This window comes from Marinomonas sp. HM11-D, from assembly GCF_057626615.1.
In genome coordinates this window covers 330,999-350,259 of record NZ_JBMMKT010000001.1, presented here as the reverse complement: position 1 = coordinate 350,259, position 19,261 = coordinate 330,999, and the positions used below count along the sequence as shown (strand labels likewise).

Genomic DNA, 19,261 nt, shown 5'->3' with positions numbered 1-19,261 from the left:
TTTTCTCACTAATCCAGATTACCAAGGGGCGCAGACAGCGCCCCTTTTTATTTTTTGATAGAATCAGCTTTTTTTACTGGGCGGCACTGTAATTCATGCATATTTGGCTACTGACACATTCAGAGGAATTAAAAAAAGTGAATGGCACTGGCCAACTGATTAGCAAGCAGTTAGCACAACTATGCTCTGTGATTGTTTGGCAACGAACAGAGCCCGCACAAGAATTGCTTAACCTTCCTGTCGATAAAACTCTAGTTATTTATCCTGCTATGGAAGATAAAGAGACTGAGACGCTCAAGTTCACGCTTGGTGCAGAGCACGCAGAGCATTTTATTATCCTCGATGGCACCTGGCAGCAGGCGCGAAAAATGTATAACCGCAGCCCCTATTTACACCCATTTCAGACCTATGAAATCGAGGGCGAAAGTTCGCAATATCTACGTCGTAGAAACCAACAAAAAAGCGGACTCTGCACCGCAGAATCCGCCATTTATCTACTCAGAAAACAGGGCTTAAAGCTTGAAGCTGAGCAATTGGAAATGGCTTTTTTAGCCTTTAACCAGCAACTCTAAACCACCACTAATTCAAGTTCAGCCACGTCTTCCAACACAGCAGTGATTCGATCACCCACCACCACAGGCCCGACATTTTCAGGGGTGCCTGTCATGATTAAATCACCAGGATGAAGTTCAAACAGTTCCGACAATTTCACCACCACTTCGGCAATATCCCAAGTGAGATGAGACAAATCGCTACTCTGCTTCACTTCACCATTGACCGATAATTCAATACGACCTTGCTGCAATAAAGCCGCGCCATTTCGTGGCACAATCGAGGTCATTGGCGCACTCGCTTCAAACGCTTTCCCCGCCTCCCAAGGGCGACCTTTCTGCTTCGCTTGGCTTTGCAAATCTCGGCGCGTCATATCTAATCCCAGACTGTAGCCAAATATAGAAGCATCCGCCTCCTCAAGAGTTAAATTACGACCACCACTGGTCAGAGCCACTACTAGCTCCACTTCGTATTCAAACTGCTCAGTAGCTTCAGGATACTCTAAGCTATTGTCTTGAGTGGGATTCAACCACTGCACACAGGTACGATCTTTACAGAAGAAAAACGGCAAATCGCGACTCGGGTCATCCCCCATCTCACGCGCATGCTCCGCATAGTTACGTCCGACACAAAAGATACGTCGCACAGGAAACAATTGATCCATACCAACAATTGGTAGAACCACCTCGGGCTCTGGAGTGATTAAATACTGCGTCATCTCTGTTCCTTAAAAATGTCCAAATTTAAGCCATAGTACGCTATTTTCTTTAGCCTTAAGCTGACTTGAGATAAGTGAAGGTGTACGCAACCAACTCAACACAGGCAAGTCCATTTCTTGATAACTCACCTTACCTTGCACCACCAAGAGTTCAAATGCCCCTGTCTCAATGTCAAACAACTCAGAAAAATCGGAAGCTTCCTTTAAGCGCAGTAAATAGACTTGCTCGGTTCGGTACTCATGCAATAAGTGAGGCCGATTAAAAGGTAAATTCTGTAGCACTTCAGCAGTCACCAAAACCTGCTCACTGTCCAGTGGTGCAAATTGATGCAATTTAACAAACAGCACACAGCCATCTGGGCTAAAAGGCGCATGACTAGAACCTGGTGGATTTCGAAAGTAGGTGCCAGCAGGATAGCTACCGGTTTCATCACAAAACACACCTTCCAGTACCAGAATCTCCTCACCTAGTGGATGAGGGTGCGCCCTGAACACAGACCCCGGCGCATAACGCACGATACTGGTGGCATGGCCACGTTCAGCATCTTCTCGCGCGAGTGGCTTACGCTCCACCCCAGGCATTGGACTCGGCAGCCATTCCAACTTATCTAGGTTACGTATCACGGCAACGCTAAAATCCATATTCAACATGGGCGTTTCTGCTTGCTCAAATAATGATCTACTTAGTCTATCCAGTGATTAAGCCTCGAAGCAAATATTTCCACACAAAAAAAAGGCACTAGGTCAAAGACCTAATGCCTAAATGTTCCAGTCAGTCTATCTCCGAACGAAAAAGGACGTATGGAACCTTGAATGATCACATTTAACATAAGGCTCCCCGCAAGGAGCCTTAGAGTAAAAGTAATCCGCTAAATAGCTAGGGATTAGAATAGGTAAGTAGCACCTACTGCAGTTTCTTTGTGCTCATCAGAGCCAGTTTGACCGTATTCAGCGTATACGTACATGTTAGACGCTAGGTTGTAAGTCGCACCTACACCGTAACCGTCGTAGTCGTCGCCGCTTTCTAGGTCAATAGTTTGGATAGTCGTGTAAACATCACCCGCACCGTAGTTGAAACGAGCCGCTAGACCGTATGCATCAGCGATGTCTTCTTCTTTCTCGTACTGAACGCCAACAGAAAGAGCAGGAGTAGCTTGGAAAGTAACGTTTAGACCGTAAGTCGCTGAGTCAGCGTTGTCACGAACAGTTTTGTTTGACGCGTCATCGTAAGCAGCAGCGATTGCTAGAGCATCTACAGAGTACTTAACAACTGCAGAAACTGCTGTACCGTCTTGGTTAGCCGCATCTAGAGTTTCGTCGTCTTTACCTTTGAACTGCGCTGCAACTTGGAACTCTAGACCACCGAAAGATGGAGAGTAGTAAGCGATAGTGTCGCCTTCTTCACTGTCTTGCGCCATGTGAACGCCCAACCATTCGAATTGGTCGTAAGTATCTTGGATCGCGTTGTTGTAGATAGTGTCGAAAGAACCTACTTGAACTTTACCGAAAGAACCTTGAAGACCAACGTATGCTTGGTCAAGATCTACGCTGTAATCACCGTTTTTACGTTTGTCATCAGCATCCATTTCAAGCTCGTACTTGAAGAAGCCAGTTAGATCGTCGTTGATCGCTGTGCTGCCTTGGAAGCCAAAAGTAGAACCGTTGTCAGTGATTTGAGAATCACTAGCATCAGAGTCTACGTAAACTAGCTGAATGTTACCGTATACATCGAAGTTAACTGTTTCATCAGCTGCGAATGCAGATACTGAAGTCAACGCCGCACTTGAAACTGCGATAGCTACAAGAGTCTTTTTCATAAATCGGTTTCCTTTCTGTTGATTCACTTATTATGTTCAGCGCTCGAACTGTGCAAGCCACTTACCGACACTCTAATATTCGTCCACATTTAATCAATACGACGCAACATATTTGCACCCTCTATTCACCATGCGTTCTTTTTGCATCCATATTTTCAAAAATTTCATATTGAAATTTCATAGAAACAAAAAAATATCTTTATTTTTCAGTCACTTAAAATGCATTGTGACAATAATATTTATCAATATCACTTTTCTCTTATATTTTTAAGAAAATAAAAAGGATGTTAAATAACAGAAATAACCTTTAAAAAATATCTTAAATAATTTTTGGTTTTAGATAATGCAGTTTTTGCTCACTAACACCCGCTACAGACAAATTGCTCAAAAAACACGCAAGCTTTTTTTTTACACTTTCTCTGCTAAAAAATAGGACGCATTTTCTCTACTTTGTTACTCTTGCCACAAAAATCGGAGGATAAACTTTGGAATTAGATTTAGCTTACAGCGCACTATTAATTGCGACAGGATTCTTAGCAGGCATTATCAACACACTGGCCGGTGGCGGCTCGAATCTAACCCTACCCGCATTAATGGTCATGGGCATGCCAGCCGATGTTGCCAATGCCACGAACCGTGTTGGAGTTTTATTACAGGGTTTGGTGGGTGTAAAAGGCTTTCATAAAGCAGGTAAAGTCGATCAATCCGACTTTATCCCTATCTTGATCCCCACGCTATTAGGGGGACTTGTTGGCGGGTTGTGTGCTTCTTTTGCGCCAGAAGCTTTGCTAAAGCCCTTACTGCTCACCGCCATGATCAGTATGACCGTTGTCATGCTGGTTAAGCCAAGTATCGTTGCACCACCTGAAGGCACCATTCCATTTAAAGTCACCGAGCGTCCTAGCGCTTGGCTCGCGCTCTTTGCGGCAGGCATTTATGGAGGTTTTGTTCAAGCGGGTGTAGGTTTTGTATTGATTGCCGCTTTGGCTGGTACGCTCCGTTATGATCTGGTCAGAACCAATGCATTAAAAATGGTCTGTACCATTTGCTTCACCTTCTTAGCCTTGCTGGTGTTTATTTGGAACGATCAGGTTTGGTGGATTCCAGGCTTAACACTGGCCTGTGGCACCATGTTAGGTTCTATGGTGGCAGTGAAATTTGCCATCAAGGCCAAGCCACAGCACTTAAAATGGTTCTTGTTTGTCATGACACTGGTAGGCAGCACAGCAGCACTTTTGAGCTAATTCACTCAAATTTCGAGCAACAAAAAAGGCAGCCAAATGGCTGCCTTTTTTACTTAAAACGGTTGCTCTAAAATTATAGAGGCTTAACGTTTTGAGCTTCTGGGCCTTTTTTGCCTTGAGCTACTTGGAACTCAACTTTTTGGCCTTCAGCTAGAGTTTTGAAGCCTGGTACGTCGATTGCAGAGAAGTGTACGAACACGTCTGGACCAGACTCTTGAGTGATGAAACCGAAACCTTTAGTTTCGTTGAAGAATTTAACTGTACCAGTAACTACGTCTGACATGATGATATTCCTGTTTGAAATAAGTTTTATAGTGGTCACATTGCTGCAACCGGTAGTGCTTAAAAAACTCGGTATTACTTATGACAAAACAGGACAAAACCGTATTTGGTCGCAAGCGACACTGTACATAAATAGCGCCAATTATTTAAACATCTCGATTGTAGAATTGTTTTATGAACGAGGTCAACGAAATCCACATATTTTTTGTAACTTTATAAAAGTAGGACTTTTCACTAGATCTGGCCACTATTTGAGGCAAATCAACAGGCTAGAAATTGATTGTCACAATTTGCAAAAATCTACCTAGAATTAGTTTCTTCCAACGCTCTTAGGAGGGCTTTATGAAAGTCGCTGTTTTCTCTTGCAAACCCTATGATAAACGAACGCTTGATGAAGCCAGCGCAACCGCTTCGGATATCGAGCTGGTCTACTTTGAAAGCCGCCTAAGCCTTGAGACCGTCTCCCTAGCCCAAGGCTATGATGCCGTTTCTTGCTTTGTTAATGACGACTTAAGCCGACCAGTCATTGAACAGTTAGCGGAGTACGGTATCAAAGCCATCGCTATGCGCTGTGCTGGCTATAACAATGTTGATCTTTTCTGTGCTAAAGCCTTCTCCATCCCCGTGTTTCATGTCCCCGACTACAGCCCTACATCTGTTGCCGAGCATGCCGTTGCGCTAATTATGGCGCTAAACCGTAAAACCCATCGCGCTTACCATCGCGTCAAAGAAGGTAACTTTGCTCTAGAGGGACTAATGGGCTTTAACCTAGAAGGCAAAACAGTTGGCTGTATTGGTACAGGGCGAATCGGTGAGGCCTTTTGTCGCATCATGAATGGTTTTGGCTGCAAAGTTTTGTGCTACGACTTGTTCGAGAATGAACGCTTACTGGCGTTAGGCGCAGAATACGTCGACCTAGAAACCCTCTACGGGGACAGCGATATTATCAGCCTGCACTGCCCTCTAAATGCCTCCACTCATCACCTTATCAATAAGTCTTCTATTAATAAGATGAAAGACGGCGTGATGATCATCAATACCAGTCGTGGTGCCCTAGTGAATGCTCAAGAAGCCATCGATGGTTTATACAGTGGCAAGATCGGCTATCTAGGATTAGATGTTTATGAGCAGGAAGGTAAGATCTTCTTCGAGGATATGTCGTCTCATATTATTTACGACAGTGTTTTCCAGTTGTTGCTCACCTTCCCGAATGTGGTGGTCACTGGACATCAAGGCTATTTCACGGATATTGCCCTGCGCCATATCGCAGACACTACCCTCGCGAATTTAGAACAATTGAACCAAGACCCAGCCACCTTTAAGCGTGAGCTAACCAGCAAAAACCAATATTAACGCTACCTCGCAATCAACAAGCCTATTTTGGCTAGGCTTGTTGATTTAAGCCGCAAAACCTTCCCGAGAAAAAGGGTTGTACTTTCAGTTGACTGGAATACAATCAATCACATCAATTATTAATTTTCCGATCAGCATAAGACAAATGAATATAAATAAGATCGATCTTAATCTGCTCATTTACTTAGATGTGTTACTGCGCGAGTGCAACGTAACCCGCTCAGCCAACAAGTTGAACATCACTCAGCCTGCTATGAGTAACGGATTAAAACGCTTGCGGGATCTGCTCAATGATCCTCTGCTAGTGCGCACCAGCGAAGGCATGAAACCGACCGAAAAAGCCTTGCGTCTACAACCTATTGTGCGAAAAGTGCTGTTGGAGCTAGAAGAAGCCTTACAGCCAGAAGCAGACTTCAACGAAAAGACATCAACGCGTGTATTTCGCATCATGGCCAGTGATTACGCTGCCTCTACAGTGATCCCACGTCTACTCAACCGTCTTCGTGAAAACGCGCCGGGCATTACCATCGATATCATGACCCCAAGTGACGTGACCTTCCATGATGTGGAAGCGGGCAAGATCGATATGGCGATTAACCGCTTTGAAGAACTACCTCAGTCCTTTCATGAGAAAAGCGTCTGGCTAGATACTTTTGTTTGCATGATGGCAGCCGATAACCCTGTGGCACAGAATTTCACCTTGGAAACCTATTTAGAAGCACAGCATATTTGGGTGAGTAAAACTGGTTTCGGTGTGGGCGTGGGCATGGACCCGACCGATGTGCAAAAACTGGGCTGGGTGGACGAAGCACTTCAACGTCAAGGTCGTAAACGTAGCATTCGAGTTTTCACTCGAAGTTACCACACGGCCATGCACTTGGCGTTAGAACAGGATTTGATTGCTACACTGCCAAGAAAAGTCGCTCTGATTAACCGTAACAACCCAGACTTGGTGATCCTTGAGCCACCGTTTGCGATTCCACCGATTGAGCTGAAGATGATTTGGAGTCCGTTACTGCATCACGACGCCAGCCATATTTGGTTCAGAAAGCAGGTGATTGAATTGGCCAACGAGCTAAAATCACAAAGCTATGTGCGCTAAACCAAACGAAGCCAATCCGCTTAAGATTCAGAACGTGCATCATGTGGCAATTATTTGTTCGGATTACCCTCGTTCAAAAGCGTTCTATACAGAATTACTCGGCTTAACAGTGTTACGAGAAACCTATCGTGCTGAACGGGACTCTTACAAATTGGATTTAAAGGTAAATGACAACACCCAACTTGAGCTGTTTTCATTCCCTGAATCCCCTAAGCGTCCCTCTTATCCTGAAGCACAAGGCTTACGTCACCTAGCTTTTGCGACACAGGAATTGGATCAAGCCGTGAAGTATTTAAAGCGTCAGAAAATTGCGGTAGAAGACATCCGCCTAGATGAATTGACCGGAAAGCGCTTTACCTTCTTTGCCGATCCAGATGGCTTGCCCCTTGAGTTATATGAGCTATAAAAGCCCTTTAAAATAAAAAACGCGCCGAAGCGCGTTTTTTATTTTGCTAATCAAAGCAAGGAATTACTCAGCGTCTTTCGTCGCTGCTGCCGCTTCAGTGATCAATGTTTGTAGCTCACCGTTTTGCGCCATTTCAACCACGATATCACAGCCGCCAACAAGCTCACCGTTTACCCATAGTTGTGGGAAAGTCGGCCAGTTTGCGTATTTTGGTAGCTCTGCGCGGATATCTGGGTTTTCAAGAATGTTAACGAACGCAAAACGCTCACCACATGCCATCAATGCTTGTACAGTTTGTGCAGAGAAACCGCACTGAGGCATACGTGGTGTGCCTTTCATGTAAAGCAAAATTGGGTTGTTGTTAATTTGCTCTTGGATAGTCTCAATAGTGTTGCTCACGATCGCTAAACCTCATTATTCTATTCGGCCACTATGGCTGTGGCGTGTAGGGATTCATTTTCTGGAAGTATGGGGATGTTTATTTTTTTTACAACCCTCAAACGGGGAAAACCCTTGATCAATCCGCTTTTTTCAGCGAAAGGCACTTCAATATATGCGACCCGCTCTTTACTAGAGGCGACCCGTGTATTAAATTGGCGGATTCCTTATATTATTGGTTATATTTTGACAGGAGCAATATCGTGTCGCCGAGACATTTTTTGACTCTGAAAGACCTTTCGTCTGACGAGCTAAAGCAACTACTTTCACGTGCCATTGAGCTAAAAAAAATGCACCGTGAAGGTACGCAATACCAGCCTTTAAAGAACAAAGTTCTAGCGATGATTTTTGAAAAATCCTCAACTCGAACCCGAGTCTCTTTTGAAGCAGGTATGGCGCAATTTGGCGGACACGCTCTATTTCTATCACCACGCGACACCCAATTAGGTCGTGGTGAACCTGTTGAAGACAGCGCACGTGTTATTTCTAGCATGGTAGATGCGGTGATGATCCGTACCTTTGACCATGCCATGGTAGAAACCTTTGCAGCCAACTCTCGCGTGCCAGTAATCAACGCCCTGACCGATGATTACCACCCATGTCAGCTACTGGCAGATATGCAGACTTACCTTGAGCACCGCGGTTCAATTGAAGGCAAACGCGTGGTTTGGGTTGGTGATGGCAACAACATGTGCCATTCCTACATGAATGCCGCCGACCTTCTAGGCTTCCACCTAGTTGTGGCTTGTCCACAAGGCTACGAGCCAAATAAACAGATATTGTCTGAAAATCAACATTGTGTGACCGTCACGAACAATGTCAAAGAAGCCGTTCAAGATGCCGACCTAGTGGTAACTGATGTGTTTGCCTCTATGGGTCAAGAAGACGAGCAAGAACAACGTCTACGTGACTTCGATGGTTTCCAAGTCAACAAAGAGCTGATGTCGCTAGCCAAAGCTGATGCCTTATTTATGCATTGCTTGCCAGCTCACCGCGGTGAAGAAGTGACCGCTGAAGTGATTGACCACCCAGACTCAGTGGTTTGGGACGAAGCGGAAAACCGCCTGCACGCTCAGAAAGCATTACTTGAATTTTTGATCCGTAACTAAGACAATCTCGTAAGGCTCGTGGTTAGAGTGATCTAGCACGGGCCTTTTTTATACGTTATGAGCTGAATAAAACTCAAAAACTCGAGATTATTATGAGCATTATTGAAGTTAGGCATCTAAAAACCCTGACCGCATTAAGAGAAACTGGAAGCCTAGTTGAAGCGGCTGAACGAGTACACCTGACTCAGTCCGCACTTTCCCACCAATTAAAAGACCTAGAAGAAAAACTGGGTTGCCCTTTGTTTATCCGTAAGACCAAACCAGTACGCTTCACCAGCGCAGGCTTGCGATTACTACAATTAGCGGATGACGTGTTAATGGCCTTTCGTTCTGCACAACGTGATATTCAACGTTTTGCCGAAGGCGAAAGTGGTCGCTTACACATTGCCATTGAATGCCACAGTTGTTACGAATGGCTGATGCCAACCATCGATCACTTCCGTGAACATTGGCCTGATGTTGAACTCGATCTATCGACCGCTTTTAGCTTTATGCCGTTACCGGCCTTAGCTCGTGGTGATTTGGATTTGGTAGTCACCTCTGACCCACAAGACTTACCCAATATTGAATACATTCCGCTGTTCCAATATGAGTCTCAAGTAGCGTTATCTCGTCATCATCCGTTGGCGAAAAAAGACTATCTGGTACCAGAAGACTTTAAAAATGAAACCTTGATTACCTACCCGGTTGAATCAGAGCGTTTAGACATTTTCAAACATTTCCTAACGCCTGCGGGTATCACGCCAGCAAAGATTCGCCACAGTGAATTGACCTTGATGATGATGCAATTGGTGGCGAGTGGCCGCGGCGTTTGCTGTTTGCCGAATTGGGCCTTAACGGAATACACCAACCGCCAATATGCCATCACCAAATCCTTGGGAGAGGAAGGCGTCTGGTGTAAGCTGTATCTCGCGATCCGCAAGGATCAACGAGAGAATGCTTACATGGACGATTTGATTACCACCGCTTCAAAGACCTGCTTTAAAAACCTTCGCGGTATTTTAGCACCCGATCTTTAATCCTTAGCTTAAAGAACACAGCCAGCACTAGCTCAAACTGTTTTGGTGCTGGCTTCGAGACCAGATAAAGCTAAACTTGGCACCACCCAATTCACTGGAGTCAATCAACACTGCGCCGCCATGCCAAAAGGCAATGCGCTGCACGATGGCCAACCCTAGGCCGTAGCCTCCCGATGCTCGGGTGCGCGAGTTATCTAAACGTTGAAACGGAATAAAGACTTTATCTCGATCCGCAACCGGAATGCCAGGGCCATCGTCTTCAATATCGACCTGCCAACGCTCTTCATCTGCCGTAAAGGTAATAGCAATGGAAGAGTTGGCGTACTTAGACGCGTTCAGAATCAAGTTTTGCAGTGCACGATGCAAATGGTGGGCATCAGCGTTAACAAGCTCATCCCCATCTACCGTAATACGGACATCAAATTTTTTGAGCAAGGCATGATTGTGATCGACGATGCTATCAAGAATCTGCTGGATACTGGTTTTTTCAAAGTTCAGCGCTAAGGTACCTTCTTCTAACTTACCGTAGGTGAGCACCTCATCAACCAGCGTATTCAGCTCCTCAACATCAAACTCCAAGGCCGTAATCGACTGTTCTAACTGATCATCTACATCGTCTTTTAACACTTCTAGACCAAAGCGCAGACGTGCGATCGGCGTTCTCAATTCATGGGAAATGGCGTTAATCATTTCCCGCTGAACTTTCAGCAAGCGTTGAATATGCGTCGACATGGAATCAAAGGAATACGCCAACTCTTTTAGCGTGCCAGAACTGTCCACCACCCCTTGGGGTAAGGTGCCTCGACCCCGAGCAATTTGGCGCGTGACCGTTTCAAAGTGAGCGCGTTTACGATCCAGCCCTAAGAACTCAATCCAGACTAGGACTAATAATGCTGAAATCGCCAGCAAAATCACCAGTAGAACCGCCAGACTAATAGGCACCGGTGACCCCACTTGCACTTGTAAAATCCAAGCTTGATGACTGTCCTCTGGCTGCCATTGCACTTCGAGCAGATCTGGCGAAATATGCTTCAGGTACAAGTCCACTTCGGGCCATGCTTTACTCTCCACCGACTGCAACGAGATAGCGTCTAGAGATTTCAATATAATGAGTTTTTCATTGGTCGAAACACTCGACTTAAGGAAATGCCGCATCAGCATTAGCACAGACTCTTTGCGTTTTTCACGCAAAGTCCCAGACAACAATATTTGCCCATCCGCAGACATGCTCACCTGTGCAATATCGCTGTAGTGAATATCAATCGGAGTGCTAGCAGAGATCGCTTGATTGGAGGTGTTATCCCAAGCGTAAACAGAGAAGGCATTGAGCTCTTCGAGAGAGAAATGAGAGTGCTGATAAAGCTGAGACGAGAGCTCAGCATCGATCAGCCAAAGTTTTTCATGCTGATGGCTGTAGTAGCGCTGTTGCATCCATTCGATAGCACCATAACACCCAAGCGATATGATGATGCCCCCAATCAAAACATGCCGATAGAGGCGCCACATATCGCTTCGCATACTATCTAAACCTCTTTAACGAACAAGTAACCTTTACTTCGAATCGTTTTGATACGGCGAGGATGAATTGGGTCATCGCCAATTTTTGAGCGGATACGGGAAATTCGTACATCGACCGAACGATCTTGGCCATCGTATTCGATACCACGTAGCTCACCGAAGATTTCTTCACGACTCAAAATACGACCAGAGTTGCTGGCTAGCAACCACAGCAGGTCGAATTCAGCACTGGTCAGTTCGATTTCCTCACCTTCACGCCACGCTTCACGACGCGAGTTGTCGATCACCAAACTACCGAACTCAAGCGTCTGTTCCGCTTCAGTAGCGACAACATTCAAGTCAACGTCTTGTGTGCTACGACGTAATAACGATTGAACTCGCGCAAGCAGAACACGAGGTTTCGCAGGTTTAGACACGTAATCATCAGCACCGATTTCAAGCCCTAGAATCTGATCGACATCGTCACTACGCGCCGTCAGCATTAGGATTGGACCTCGGTAATCATTGCGTACACTACGACATACAGTAAAACCATCCGCACCGGGAAGCATTAAATCCAGAATCACCAACGATGGCTGTTCATCGACAATGCGAGCAATGGCATTACGGCCATCCGGTTCAACAGAGACTTTAAAGCCATTCTTTTGTAGGTATTCTTGAGTCAGCGTAGCAAGGCGCTCATCGTCTTCAACAATCAAGATTGATTGGGGTTCATTCGCGCTCATAGTCCATCCTCGTCCATTTGATATTTGAATAAAGCCTTGAAGATCAATCTACTAGAAGATCTCGAATTTGTCTAACGCGTTCACGATTTACATCCAAATCATCGTAGCCAACACGAGAAGCGGAGCGGACATGCATTACGCTGTCCGCTTCAGGAAAGTAGATCTCGAGATCATCTTTGAAGCCGAGCAGGTCACTGCTCACTTCGAAGTGTGTGTAACCTAACGAGCTGCTCACCACTCGAGCATTGCCGGTATTCAACATAAATTGTTCAACCGCTAACTGAGCTTCAATAACGCTCGAATGGTAGAATACTGGCTCGAAAAAATGCTCCGTATCGTCAGGTGAGGCCTGGGACGATACGCAGTTGGGTGTATCTGGGCATGGCGCTAGCAGTCCTTCATTAACGCCCAAGTTTTCCGGTACATCATTGTTTAAATCCACATAAACAAAAAAACCGATTAGCATTGCAATGACAACAACTAATATCCATCGCACCATGCTCATAACATTACATCCCCTTTTTTACTAAACGATCAGAGTCTATCGAAACGATCGGCGACCTGGTCGACGTGGCTTGAATTCTGGTTGTTTATCAGAAGACTGCCAATCAAACCCTTTTTCACGACGTTTGGTTTTCGCCACACTTCCAGAAACACGAGAGCCGCTGGTACGACGGCGGTCATGTTTCTCTTGCTGGCTCTTAAGCCCAGTGATTTGGTGCTCAAGTCCCACAACTTCACATAGAGCACTGACGTCTGACTCTTCCATTTCAACCCAACGGCCTACTTTGGCTTTGGATGGTAGGAATACTGGACCGAAGCGTACACGTTTCAAACGGTTTACTTTAAGCGCTTGCGATTCCCATAGACGACGTACCTCACGGTTACGGCCTTCCATCAAACACACGTAGAACCAATGGTTAATACCTTCACCACCACCGTCAACGATGTCGGTAAATTGTGCCATGCCATCTTCTAGCAACACGCCTTTTTTAAGGTTAGTGATGTTCTCTTCAGTCACATTACCCATGACACGCACTAGGTACTCGCGGTCAATTTCTGTGGATGGGTGCATTAGGCGATTGGCCAACTCACCATCCGTTGTAAACAGCAACAAACCAGAAGTATTGATATCCAGACGGCCAACAGCGATCCAACGGCTACCACGCAATTTTGGTAAACGATCAAATACGGTTGGGCGACCTTCTGGGTCTTTACGGGTACAGACTTCGCCTTCAGGTTTGTTGTAAATAATTACACGGCGCTCAACTTCGTTTGAAGCGCTGGTTTTTACTTCCACACCATCCAGCTCAATCGCATCGTTAGGACCAACACGATCCCCTAAAGTCGCCACTTCACCGTTAACAGTGACACGACCTTCACGAATGCGGTTTTCCATTTCACGACGAGATCCTGCACCTGCCCTCGCCAACACTTTCTGTAATTTTTCGTCCATTACGACCTCTTTCGGGAATGCTTCGCAGCAACCCATATTGTTAAATGCTTAAATGCGCTAAGTCTTATTGATGCTTAGCAAAACTCTGACCGCAATTATAGTCATATCAAGTGACAGTTGATAGCGTGCAGCCCTGTGTTTTTACTCAAATGGCGTAGGATCACCAGCGCCAACACGCAACACGGTAATTTCATCCGAATCCATCCCGATCACAGTAGTGGGTTGCATACCGCAGAAGCCGCCATCGATGACCAAATCTAACTGATGCTGCAAGGTGTCGCGAATATCATAAGGGTCCATCATGGGATCCGTTTCGCCCGGCAAAATCAGCGACGAACTCATAATTGGCTCGCCTAATTCCTCCAACAGCGCCTGCACTATTTTATTATCCGGGATACGAATGCCGATGGTTTTACGCTTCGGGTGCATCAGGCGACGCGGTACTTCTGACGTACCATTGAAAATAAAGGTGTAAGGGCCTGGGGTATGATGCTTCAGCAGTCGGTAGATGGCGTTGTCATAGCGAGCATAAGTGGAGATCTCCGACAGATCTCGACACACCAAGGTAAAGTTATGCTTGTCATCTAAACGGCGAATGGCACGAATCTTTTCCAACGCGGCTTTATCACCAATGTGACAACCTAACGAGTAACCACAATCGGTTGGGTAAGCAATCACGGCACCGTCACGGATCATTTGTGCCGCTTGTTTAATGAGACGGGCCTGTGGGTTTTCTGGGTGGATCTGAAAAAACTGGCTCAAAGTATTCTCTCCATAGCACCTCGGATAGAGGCGAACTTATCAAATTCATGGCTTAGCGGGTGTCGCACTACCATTGATACCAAATGGGTGAAATCTCTTGTTCATGTACTTGGGTGTAACGTCCGATCTGAGTCCAAGGACCGAAGGGACCATGATAGTCGCTGCCGGCCGAGGCTTTAAACTCAAAATCTCGCGATAATCGCTCTAAAAAGCGCACGCAGTCCGGCCGCTCATTACCGGAAGCCACTTCAATAGCGCTGCCGCCGAGGGCTTTAAAATCCTGCATCACCGACTTAAGTTTAGTCACAGTCAGCGGATAACGCTTAGGATGGGCCAACACCAACTCACACCCAGTCGTCGCTAGATCAGGCATAATCTCTTCTAACTGTGGCCAAACATCACGGATTTGCCCGAGTTTTTTATTCCCCAAATAATGGTCAAAGGCCTTATTCATATCTTTGACAATACCTTCGCGCACCATCACTTTAGCGAAATGTGGACGCCCCAGCTGACTCTGCCCCGCCTCTTCTACCGCTTTATCAAATAGATCTGGCAGCCCTTTTTTACGCAATAAATCCGCGATCTGGCGCGCACGTTCAAGACGCACCGCTTGATTACGCTGCGTCCAATAGGCCATACGCGGACAGTCTTCTTGAAACCCCAGCGCCACCATATGTAGCGGAATCTTTTTCCAAGCCACCGACAGCTCACAGCCATTGACAAATTGGATACCAAAATCCGTCGCTGCAGATCGCGCTTCAGCCAATCCCGCAATGGTGTCGTGATCGGTTAACGCCAGCATTTCTACGCCCTCTTGATGGGCTAAAGCGAGCAGTTCCGATGGCGATAATTTGCCATCCGACGCGGTGGAATGCATATGGAGATCGATATGTTGGTAAGTCTTATCTGGCATTAAAGGGGTATTCTTTCAGGCAGTTGCTAGGTATTATCATTCGAGCATACATAAACTGGCTTGACTATGAAATTACTATTCGACTTTTTACCAATTCTTGTATTTTTCTTGGTATACAAAACCACCGGCGACATCATCATGGCGACCGCCGTACTGATTCCAGCGACCTTAATCCAAGTGGGTTACACCTGGTTAAAACACCGCACCGTGGAAAAGATGCATGTTATTTCTCTAGCGCTAGTAGTGTTATTGGGGGGTGCGACCGTGCTATTAGGTGACGGCGATTTTATTAAGTGGAAACCCACCATCGTGAATTGGTTGTTTGCCATTGCCTTCTTCGGTAGCCAATTTATCGGTCATAAAAACTTTATCGAGCGCATGATGGGCGACAAAATTGAGTTGCCACATAAGACTTGGCGCACCCTAAACCTAGCTTGGGTTGGCTTTTTTATCCTGTCTGGCGCTGTGAATTTATACGTTGCCTTTAACTTCAGCGAAGACATATGGGTCGATTTTAAATTGTTTGGTCTACTCGGTATGACCATAGTGTTTATTATTCTTCAGGGACTTTACCTAACGTCCCAAATGCAAAATAAGGATTAGTACATGCTTTACTCAATTGTTGGACAAGATGTAGCAAACAGTCTTGAGAACCGCCTAGCAGCACGCCCAGCGCATCTTGAACGTCTACAAGCGCTACGCGATCAAGGTCGTCTAGTGTTAGCTGGCCCAAACCCAGCGATCGATTCTAACGACCCAGGCGCAGCGGGTTTCACTGGCAGTGTAGTAGTGGCTGAATTCGCTTCTCTAGAAGAGGCCAAAGCATGGGCCGATGCGGACCCATACGTCGCAGCAGGCGTTTACGCAAGCGTTGAGATTAAACCTTTCAAACAGGTTTTCTAAGATTTTGCTTCGCCAATATAGTTAAAAAAATAAGCGGCTTAGGCCGCTTATTTTTTGTCTTCTTCATCGCTTTCAGGCTTTTTTACATCGGAATGCCCGAGATCCCGCTCTGGGTCGATGACATCGCGCATACGCTGCTTTAATACTTTTGCCTCAGGAAAACCGCCCTCGGTTTTACGACACCAAATTTCTTCACCATTCACACGCACCTTAAAGATACCGCCCTGAGTCGGGATCAAAGTCACGCTCTTGATGTCATCATCAAAGGTCGTCAACAACTCTTGAGACAGCCATGCGGCACGCAACATCCAGCGACATAGGGTGCAATATTCGATTTCAACCACTGCAGTTCTCATGTTTCGACCTCTCAAATCAATTTCATCTTGGCGTTCGTTAGTGAACCCCCTAATATTATGGGCGCATTGCCAATAAGGAAGACTCTCATGAAAAAAACTTTACTAACAGGCCTAGTGCTGTCTGCACTGAGCTTACCTAGCTTCGCTACCGAAGTGGATATCCAAACCAATCTTGGCAACATCCGCGTGGACTTAAATGAGCAAGCGGCTCCGAATACGGTTAAAAACTTCCTACGTTATGTGGACGAAGGCTTTTACGAAGGGGTGATTTTCCACCGTGTTATTAAAGGCTTTATGGTACAAGGCGGTGGTTTTACGGCCGATCTAGATCGCAAGGACACCCATCGAGCGATTGCCTACGAAGGCAACAATGGTTTAAACAACGATCGTGGCACTCTAGCCATGGCACGTACGAACGATCCTAACAGTGCCACCTCTCAGTTTTTCATCAACCATGTGAGCAATGCGTTTCTTAACCATGGTGCCCAAGGCGGCGCAGGTTACACGGTCTTCGGTAAGGTGACCTCTGGCATGGAAGTGGTCGACCAAATTGCTAGCGTGCCAACGCGTACCGTCGGCCCATACCAAAATGTACCCTCTACTCCGGTGACGATCGAGAAAATCACCCGTGTTAACTAGTTATCAGCTTGAACTCCCAGCACTGAACTTTGGCGAGGACGGCGTGCCTCGCTCCAGTGCCTTTGACGATGTGTACTTTGACAGAGACGCCGGCCTTGATGAAACCCATTATGTGTTCTTACAGCATAACCAGTTGGCCGAGCGTTTTGCACAATTAGCCCCACAGCAGCGTTTCACCATTGCTGAAACAGGTTTTGGCACCGGCCTAAACTTTCTCTGTGCTTGGCAGCTTTTTTTAGAAACGGCACCACAAGACAGTTGGTTACACTTTGCTTCGGTGGAAAAATTCCCGCTAAGTAAAGACAAACTGGAACAATCGTTAGCTATGTGGCCAAGCTTGGCAGAGTTTGCCAAGCCATTGCTTAAGCATTACCCCACTTTGTGTCACGGCCTGCATACACTGTTTTTCCCAGAGCAACGCACTACGCTTACGCTTTGGTTTGGTGAAGCCAGTGACGGCTTTAGCGCTTTTAACGGCCAAGTGGATGCCTGGTTTTTAGATGGCTTTGCGCCCAGTAAAAACCCCGAAATGTGGAGTGATGAGCTGTTTCAAAACATTCAACGCTTAAGCCAAACCGGTACTACCTTTGCCACCTTTACCGCTGCAGGCATTGTCCGTCGCGGACTAAAAGCTCATGGTTTTGAGGTACAAAAGGTAAAAGGCTTTGGCCACAAACGGGAAATGATGATCGGCACCTTCGCCCCGACGGATGACACGCCTAAGGTATCGCAACCCGCACCTTGGTTTGCTATCCAGCAAACTGCCAAGGTTAGCAAGGTATTGGTGGTCGGCAGTGGCATCGCTGGAGCAACCACCGCGGCCGCTTTGGCCAGCAAAGGCATCGAGGTCGATGTCTGGGAACAAGGTGCACAAGTGGCCTGCGGTGCATCAGGCAATGCCCAAGGAATGCTTTATCCCAAACTAGGGGCCTCGGACACACCGGTCAATCGTTTCTATCTGAGCGCTTACCTCTACGCCAATCGCTTTTATAACGAGCTCGATCAAGAAGCTAAGCTTTGGCAGCAGTCGGGCTTATTGCAGCTACCGAAGAACACTGCCGAGCAAGCCAAGTTTATCAAAATGCTCGACAGCCAACTTTACCCAGAGAGCATTATCAAAGCCCATAAGCAAGGCTTAGAGCTGCCCTTATCTGGCTGGGTTCGTCCACAAGCCGTATGTGAGCGATTACTTCAACATCCGCACATTCAGTTGTCTTTGAATACCCAGCTGCAAAGCTTAGAGAAAACAGAAAACGGCTGGCGGGCGAGCAATCAGCAAGCGAGTATTGAGTATTCTCATGTGGTGATCTGCAGCGCAAATAACCATGAGATGTTAGCGCCTTGGCAGCAATGGCCGACTAAGCCGATTCGTGGTCAGGTGACACAGCTTGCGCTGAATGACTTAGCGCAAGTCGATCAAGATCTGATTCATCAAGTTGATAAAGTCTTATGTGCTGAGGGCTATTTATCACCAGAGTTGGATGGCCAGATTAACTTTGGTGCCACCTACGACTTAGGTGATACTAACCTTGAGCTATCTGAACAAAGTCATCGGGATAACCTGAACAAGCTTGCCGCCTTGATGCCAATCCATACCGATCAAATCGATCTAGATCTCTGCAACGGGCGTGTTGCTATGCGCTGTACCGTAACGGACTATACCCCGATTGTTGGGCCGTTAAGCCAACACAGTGGGCTGATTGAGAAATATGCTACCCTACGCCAAAACGCTAAATGGCAATCGGGCGAGTCTTGTGACTTAATCACGGGATTGTTTGTGAACCTTGGGCATGGCTCACGAGGACTGGTCAGCGCCCCGCTCAGTGGCTTTTATATCAGTAACTTGATCTTGAATGAGCTGACGGCATTAGAACAAGACGTGATTGAGGCCTTGCACCCAAACCGCTTTAGCATTCGTCAGCTAAAACGAGGAGAAGCCTAGGCTTCTC

General features: G+C 46.4%; 23 protein-coding genes. 11 read left to right on the top strand and 12 right to left on the bottom strand.

The features are described 5' to 3' along the window. Positions 1-95 precede the first annotated feature (95 nt). Complete coding sequence (locus tag ACOSVP_RS01675) at positions 96-572, top strand: DTW domain-containing protein (RefSeq protein WP_487345780.1); 477 nt, start codon at positions 96-98, stop codon at positions 570-572. Here the strand turns inward: ACOSVP_RS01675 and ACOSVP_RS01670 are convergent. From ACOSVP_RS01670 to ACOSVP_RS01660, 3 genes are all read right to left on the bottom strand, one after another. Then, complete coding sequence (locus ACOSVP_RS01670) at positions 569-1,270, bottom strand: fumarylacetoacetate hydrolase family protein (protein ID WP_487345779.1); 702 nt, start codon at positions 1,268-1,270, stop codon at positions 569-571. The genes ACOSVP_RS01675 and ACOSVP_RS01670 overlap by 4 nt on opposite strands. Before the next feature lie 9 nt (positions 1,271-1,279). Beyond that, complete coding sequence (locus ACOSVP_RS01665; RefSeq protein WP_487345778.1) at positions 1,280-1,921, bottom strand: cupin domain-containing protein; 642 nt, start codon at positions 1,919-1,921, stop codon at positions 1,280-1,282. 233 nt (positions 1,922-2,154) lie between these two features. Beyond that, on the bottom strand, positions 2,155-3,087 hold the full coding sequence (locus tag ACOSVP_RS01660) for a porin (RefSeq protein ID WP_487345777.1): 933 nt from the start codon (positions 3,085-3,087) through the stop codon (positions 2,155-2,157). Positions 3,088-3,572: 485 nt separating this feature from the next. On the opposite strand from ACOSVP_RS01660, the gene ACOSVP_RS01655 reads away from it, so the two are divergent. Continuing rightward, the gene (locus tag ACOSVP_RS01655; protein ID WP_487345776.1) at positions 3,573-4,331 is read left to right on the top strand and encodes a sulfite exporter TauE/SafE family protein; all 759 of its coding nucleotides are present in this window, start codon (positions 3,573-3,575) and stop codon (positions 4,329-4,331) included. A 73-nt stretch (positions 4,332-4,404) separates the two neighbouring features. On the opposite strand, the gene ACOSVP_RS01650 is transcribed toward ACOSVP_RS01655, so the two are convergent. Continuing rightward, positions 4,405-4,614 carry a cold-shock protein gene (locus ACOSVP_RS01650; protein ID WP_055462030.1) on the bottom strand — a complete coding sequence of 70 codons (210 nt, stop codon included), beginning with the start codon at positions 4,612-4,614 and terminating at the stop codon, positions 4,405-4,407. A 341-nt stretch (positions 4,615-4,955) separates the two neighbouring features. On the opposite strand from ACOSVP_RS01650, the gene ACOSVP_RS01645 reads away from it, so the two are divergent. The 3 genes from ACOSVP_RS01645 (at position 4,956) to gloA2 (ending at position 7,474) form a co-directional block, all read left to right on the top strand. Continuing rightward, positions 4,956-5,966, top strand: coding sequence for a 2-hydroxyacid dehydrogenase (locus tag ACOSVP_RS01645; RefSeq protein WP_487345775.1), 1,011 nt, complete (start codon positions 4,956-4,958; stop codon positions 5,964-5,966). Positions 5,967-6,111: 145 nt separating this feature from the next. Further along, a complete protein-coding gene (locus ACOSVP_RS01640; RefSeq protein ID WP_487345774.1) occupies positions 6,112-7,068 on the top strand; it encodes a LysR family transcriptional regulator in 957 nt (318 codons plus the stop codon). Continuing rightward, positions 7,058-7,474 (top strand): SMU1112c/YaeR family gloxylase I-like metalloprotein, encoded by a 417-nt coding sequence (gene gloA2, locus ACOSVP_RS01635; RefSeq protein WP_487345773.1) that lies wholly within the window; start codon positions 7,058-7,060, stop codon positions 7,472-7,474. Before ACOSVP_RS01640 ends, gloA2 begins: the two co-directional genes overlap by 11 nt. A 63-nt stretch (positions 7,475-7,537) precedes the next feature. On the opposite strand, the gene grxD is transcribed toward gloA2, so the two are convergent. Then, a complete protein-coding gene (gene grxD / locus ACOSVP_RS01630) occupies positions 7,538-7,873 on the bottom strand; it encodes a Grx4 family monothiol glutaredoxin (RefSeq protein WP_487345772.1) in 336 nt (111 codons plus the stop codon). A gap of 242 nt (positions 7,874-8,115) precedes the next feature. Here grxD and argF point away from each other — a divergent pair, with 242 nt between their 5' ends. Next, entirely contained in the window at positions 8,116-9,021 is a 906-nt protein-coding gene (gene argF / locus ACOSVP_RS01625; protein WP_487345771.1) for an ornithine carbamoyltransferase, read from the top strand. Positions 9,022-9,113: 92 nt separating this feature from the next. Further along, on the top strand, positions 9,114-10,040 hold the full coding sequence (locus tag ACOSVP_RS01620) for a LysR family transcriptional regulator (protein WP_487345770.1): 927 nt from the start codon (positions 9,114-9,116) through the stop codon (positions 10,038-10,040). A 27-nt stretch (positions 10,041-10,067) separates the two neighbouring features. Here ACOSVP_RS01620 and ACOSVP_RS01615 read toward each other — a convergent pair whose 3' ends face one another. The 6 genes from ACOSVP_RS01615 to ACOSVP_RS01590 form a co-directional block, all read right to left on the bottom strand. Beyond that, entirely contained in the window at positions 10,068-11,558 is a 1,491-nt protein-coding gene (locus tag ACOSVP_RS01615) for an ATP-binding protein (protein ID WP_487345769.1), read from the bottom strand. 5 nt (positions 11,559-11,563) lie between these two features. Further along, positions 11,564-12,283 (bottom strand): response regulator, encoded by a 720-nt coding sequence (locus ACOSVP_RS01610; RefSeq protein WP_487345768.1) that lies wholly within the window; start codon positions 12,281-12,283, stop codon positions 11,564-11,566. Between the two features lie 43 nt (positions 12,284-12,326). Then, positions 12,327-12,788, bottom strand: coding sequence for a DUF1499 domain-containing protein (locus ACOSVP_RS01605; protein ID WP_487345767.1), 462 nt, complete (start codon positions 12,786-12,788; stop codon positions 12,327-12,329). A gap of 36 nt (positions 12,789-12,824) precedes the next feature. Then, positions 12,825-13,739 (bottom strand): 23S rRNA pseudouridine(2605) synthase RluB, encoded by a 915-nt coding sequence (rluB, locus tag ACOSVP_RS01600; RefSeq protein WP_487345766.1) that lies wholly within the window; start codon positions 13,737-13,739, stop codon positions 12,825-12,827. Positions 13,740-13,880: 141 nt separating this feature from the next. Further along, positions 13,881-14,501: an L-threonylcarbamoyladenylate synthase gene (locus ACOSVP_RS01595; RefSeq protein ID WP_487345765.1), complete on the bottom strand. Its 621-nt coding sequence runs from the start codon at positions 14,499-14,501 to the stop codon at positions 13,881-13,883. 67 nt (positions 14,502-14,568) lie between these two features. After that, complete coding sequence (locus tag ACOSVP_RS01590; RefSeq protein WP_487345764.1) at positions 14,569-15,414, bottom strand: PHP domain-containing protein; 846 nt, start codon at positions 15,412-15,414, stop codon at positions 14,569-14,571. 66 nt (positions 15,415-15,480) lie between these two features. On the opposite strand from ACOSVP_RS01590, the gene ACOSVP_RS01585 reads away from it, so the two are divergent. Together ACOSVP_RS01585 and ACOSVP_RS01580 are read left to right on the top strand one after the other, a co-directional pair. Further along, a complete protein-coding gene (locus ACOSVP_RS01585; protein WP_487345763.1) occupies positions 15,481-16,017 on the top strand; it encodes a septation protein A in 537 nt (178 codons plus the stop codon). A gap of 3 nt (positions 16,018-16,020) precedes the next feature. Continuing rightward, positions 16,021-16,317 carry a YciI family protein gene (locus ACOSVP_RS01580; protein WP_487345762.1) on the top strand — a complete coding sequence of 99 codons (297 nt, stop codon included), beginning with the start codon at positions 16,021-16,023 and terminating at the stop codon, positions 16,315-16,317. 47 nt (positions 16,318-16,364) lie between these two features. On the opposite strand, the gene ACOSVP_RS01575 is transcribed toward ACOSVP_RS01580, so the two are convergent. Then, a complete protein-coding gene (locus tag ACOSVP_RS01575; RefSeq protein ID WP_487345761.1) occupies positions 16,365-16,673 on the bottom strand; it encodes an Rdx family protein in 309 nt (102 codons plus the stop codon). 87 nt (positions 16,674-16,760) lie between these two features. On the opposite strand from ACOSVP_RS01575, the gene ACOSVP_RS01570 reads away from it, so the two are divergent. Together ACOSVP_RS01570 and mnmC are read left to right on the top strand one after the other, a co-directional pair. Continuing rightward, positions 16,761-17,312, top strand: a complete 552-nt coding sequence (locus ACOSVP_RS01570) for a peptidylprolyl isomerase (protein WP_487345760.1) — start codon at positions 16,761-16,763, stop codon at positions 17,310-17,312. Continuing rightward, on the top strand, positions 17,302-19,254 hold the full coding sequence (gene mnmC, locus ACOSVP_RS01565) for a bifunctional tRNA (5-methylaminomethyl-2-thiouridine)(34)-methyltransferase MnmC2/FAD-dependent 5-carboxymethylaminomethyl-2-thiouridine(34) oxidoreductase MnmC1 (RefSeq protein WP_487345759.1): 1,953 nt from the start codon (positions 17,302-17,304) through the stop codon (positions 19,252-19,254). The genes ACOSVP_RS01570 and mnmC overlap by 11 nt, the downstream gene beginning before the upstream one ends. Positions 19,255-19,261: the final 7 nt, after the last annotated feature.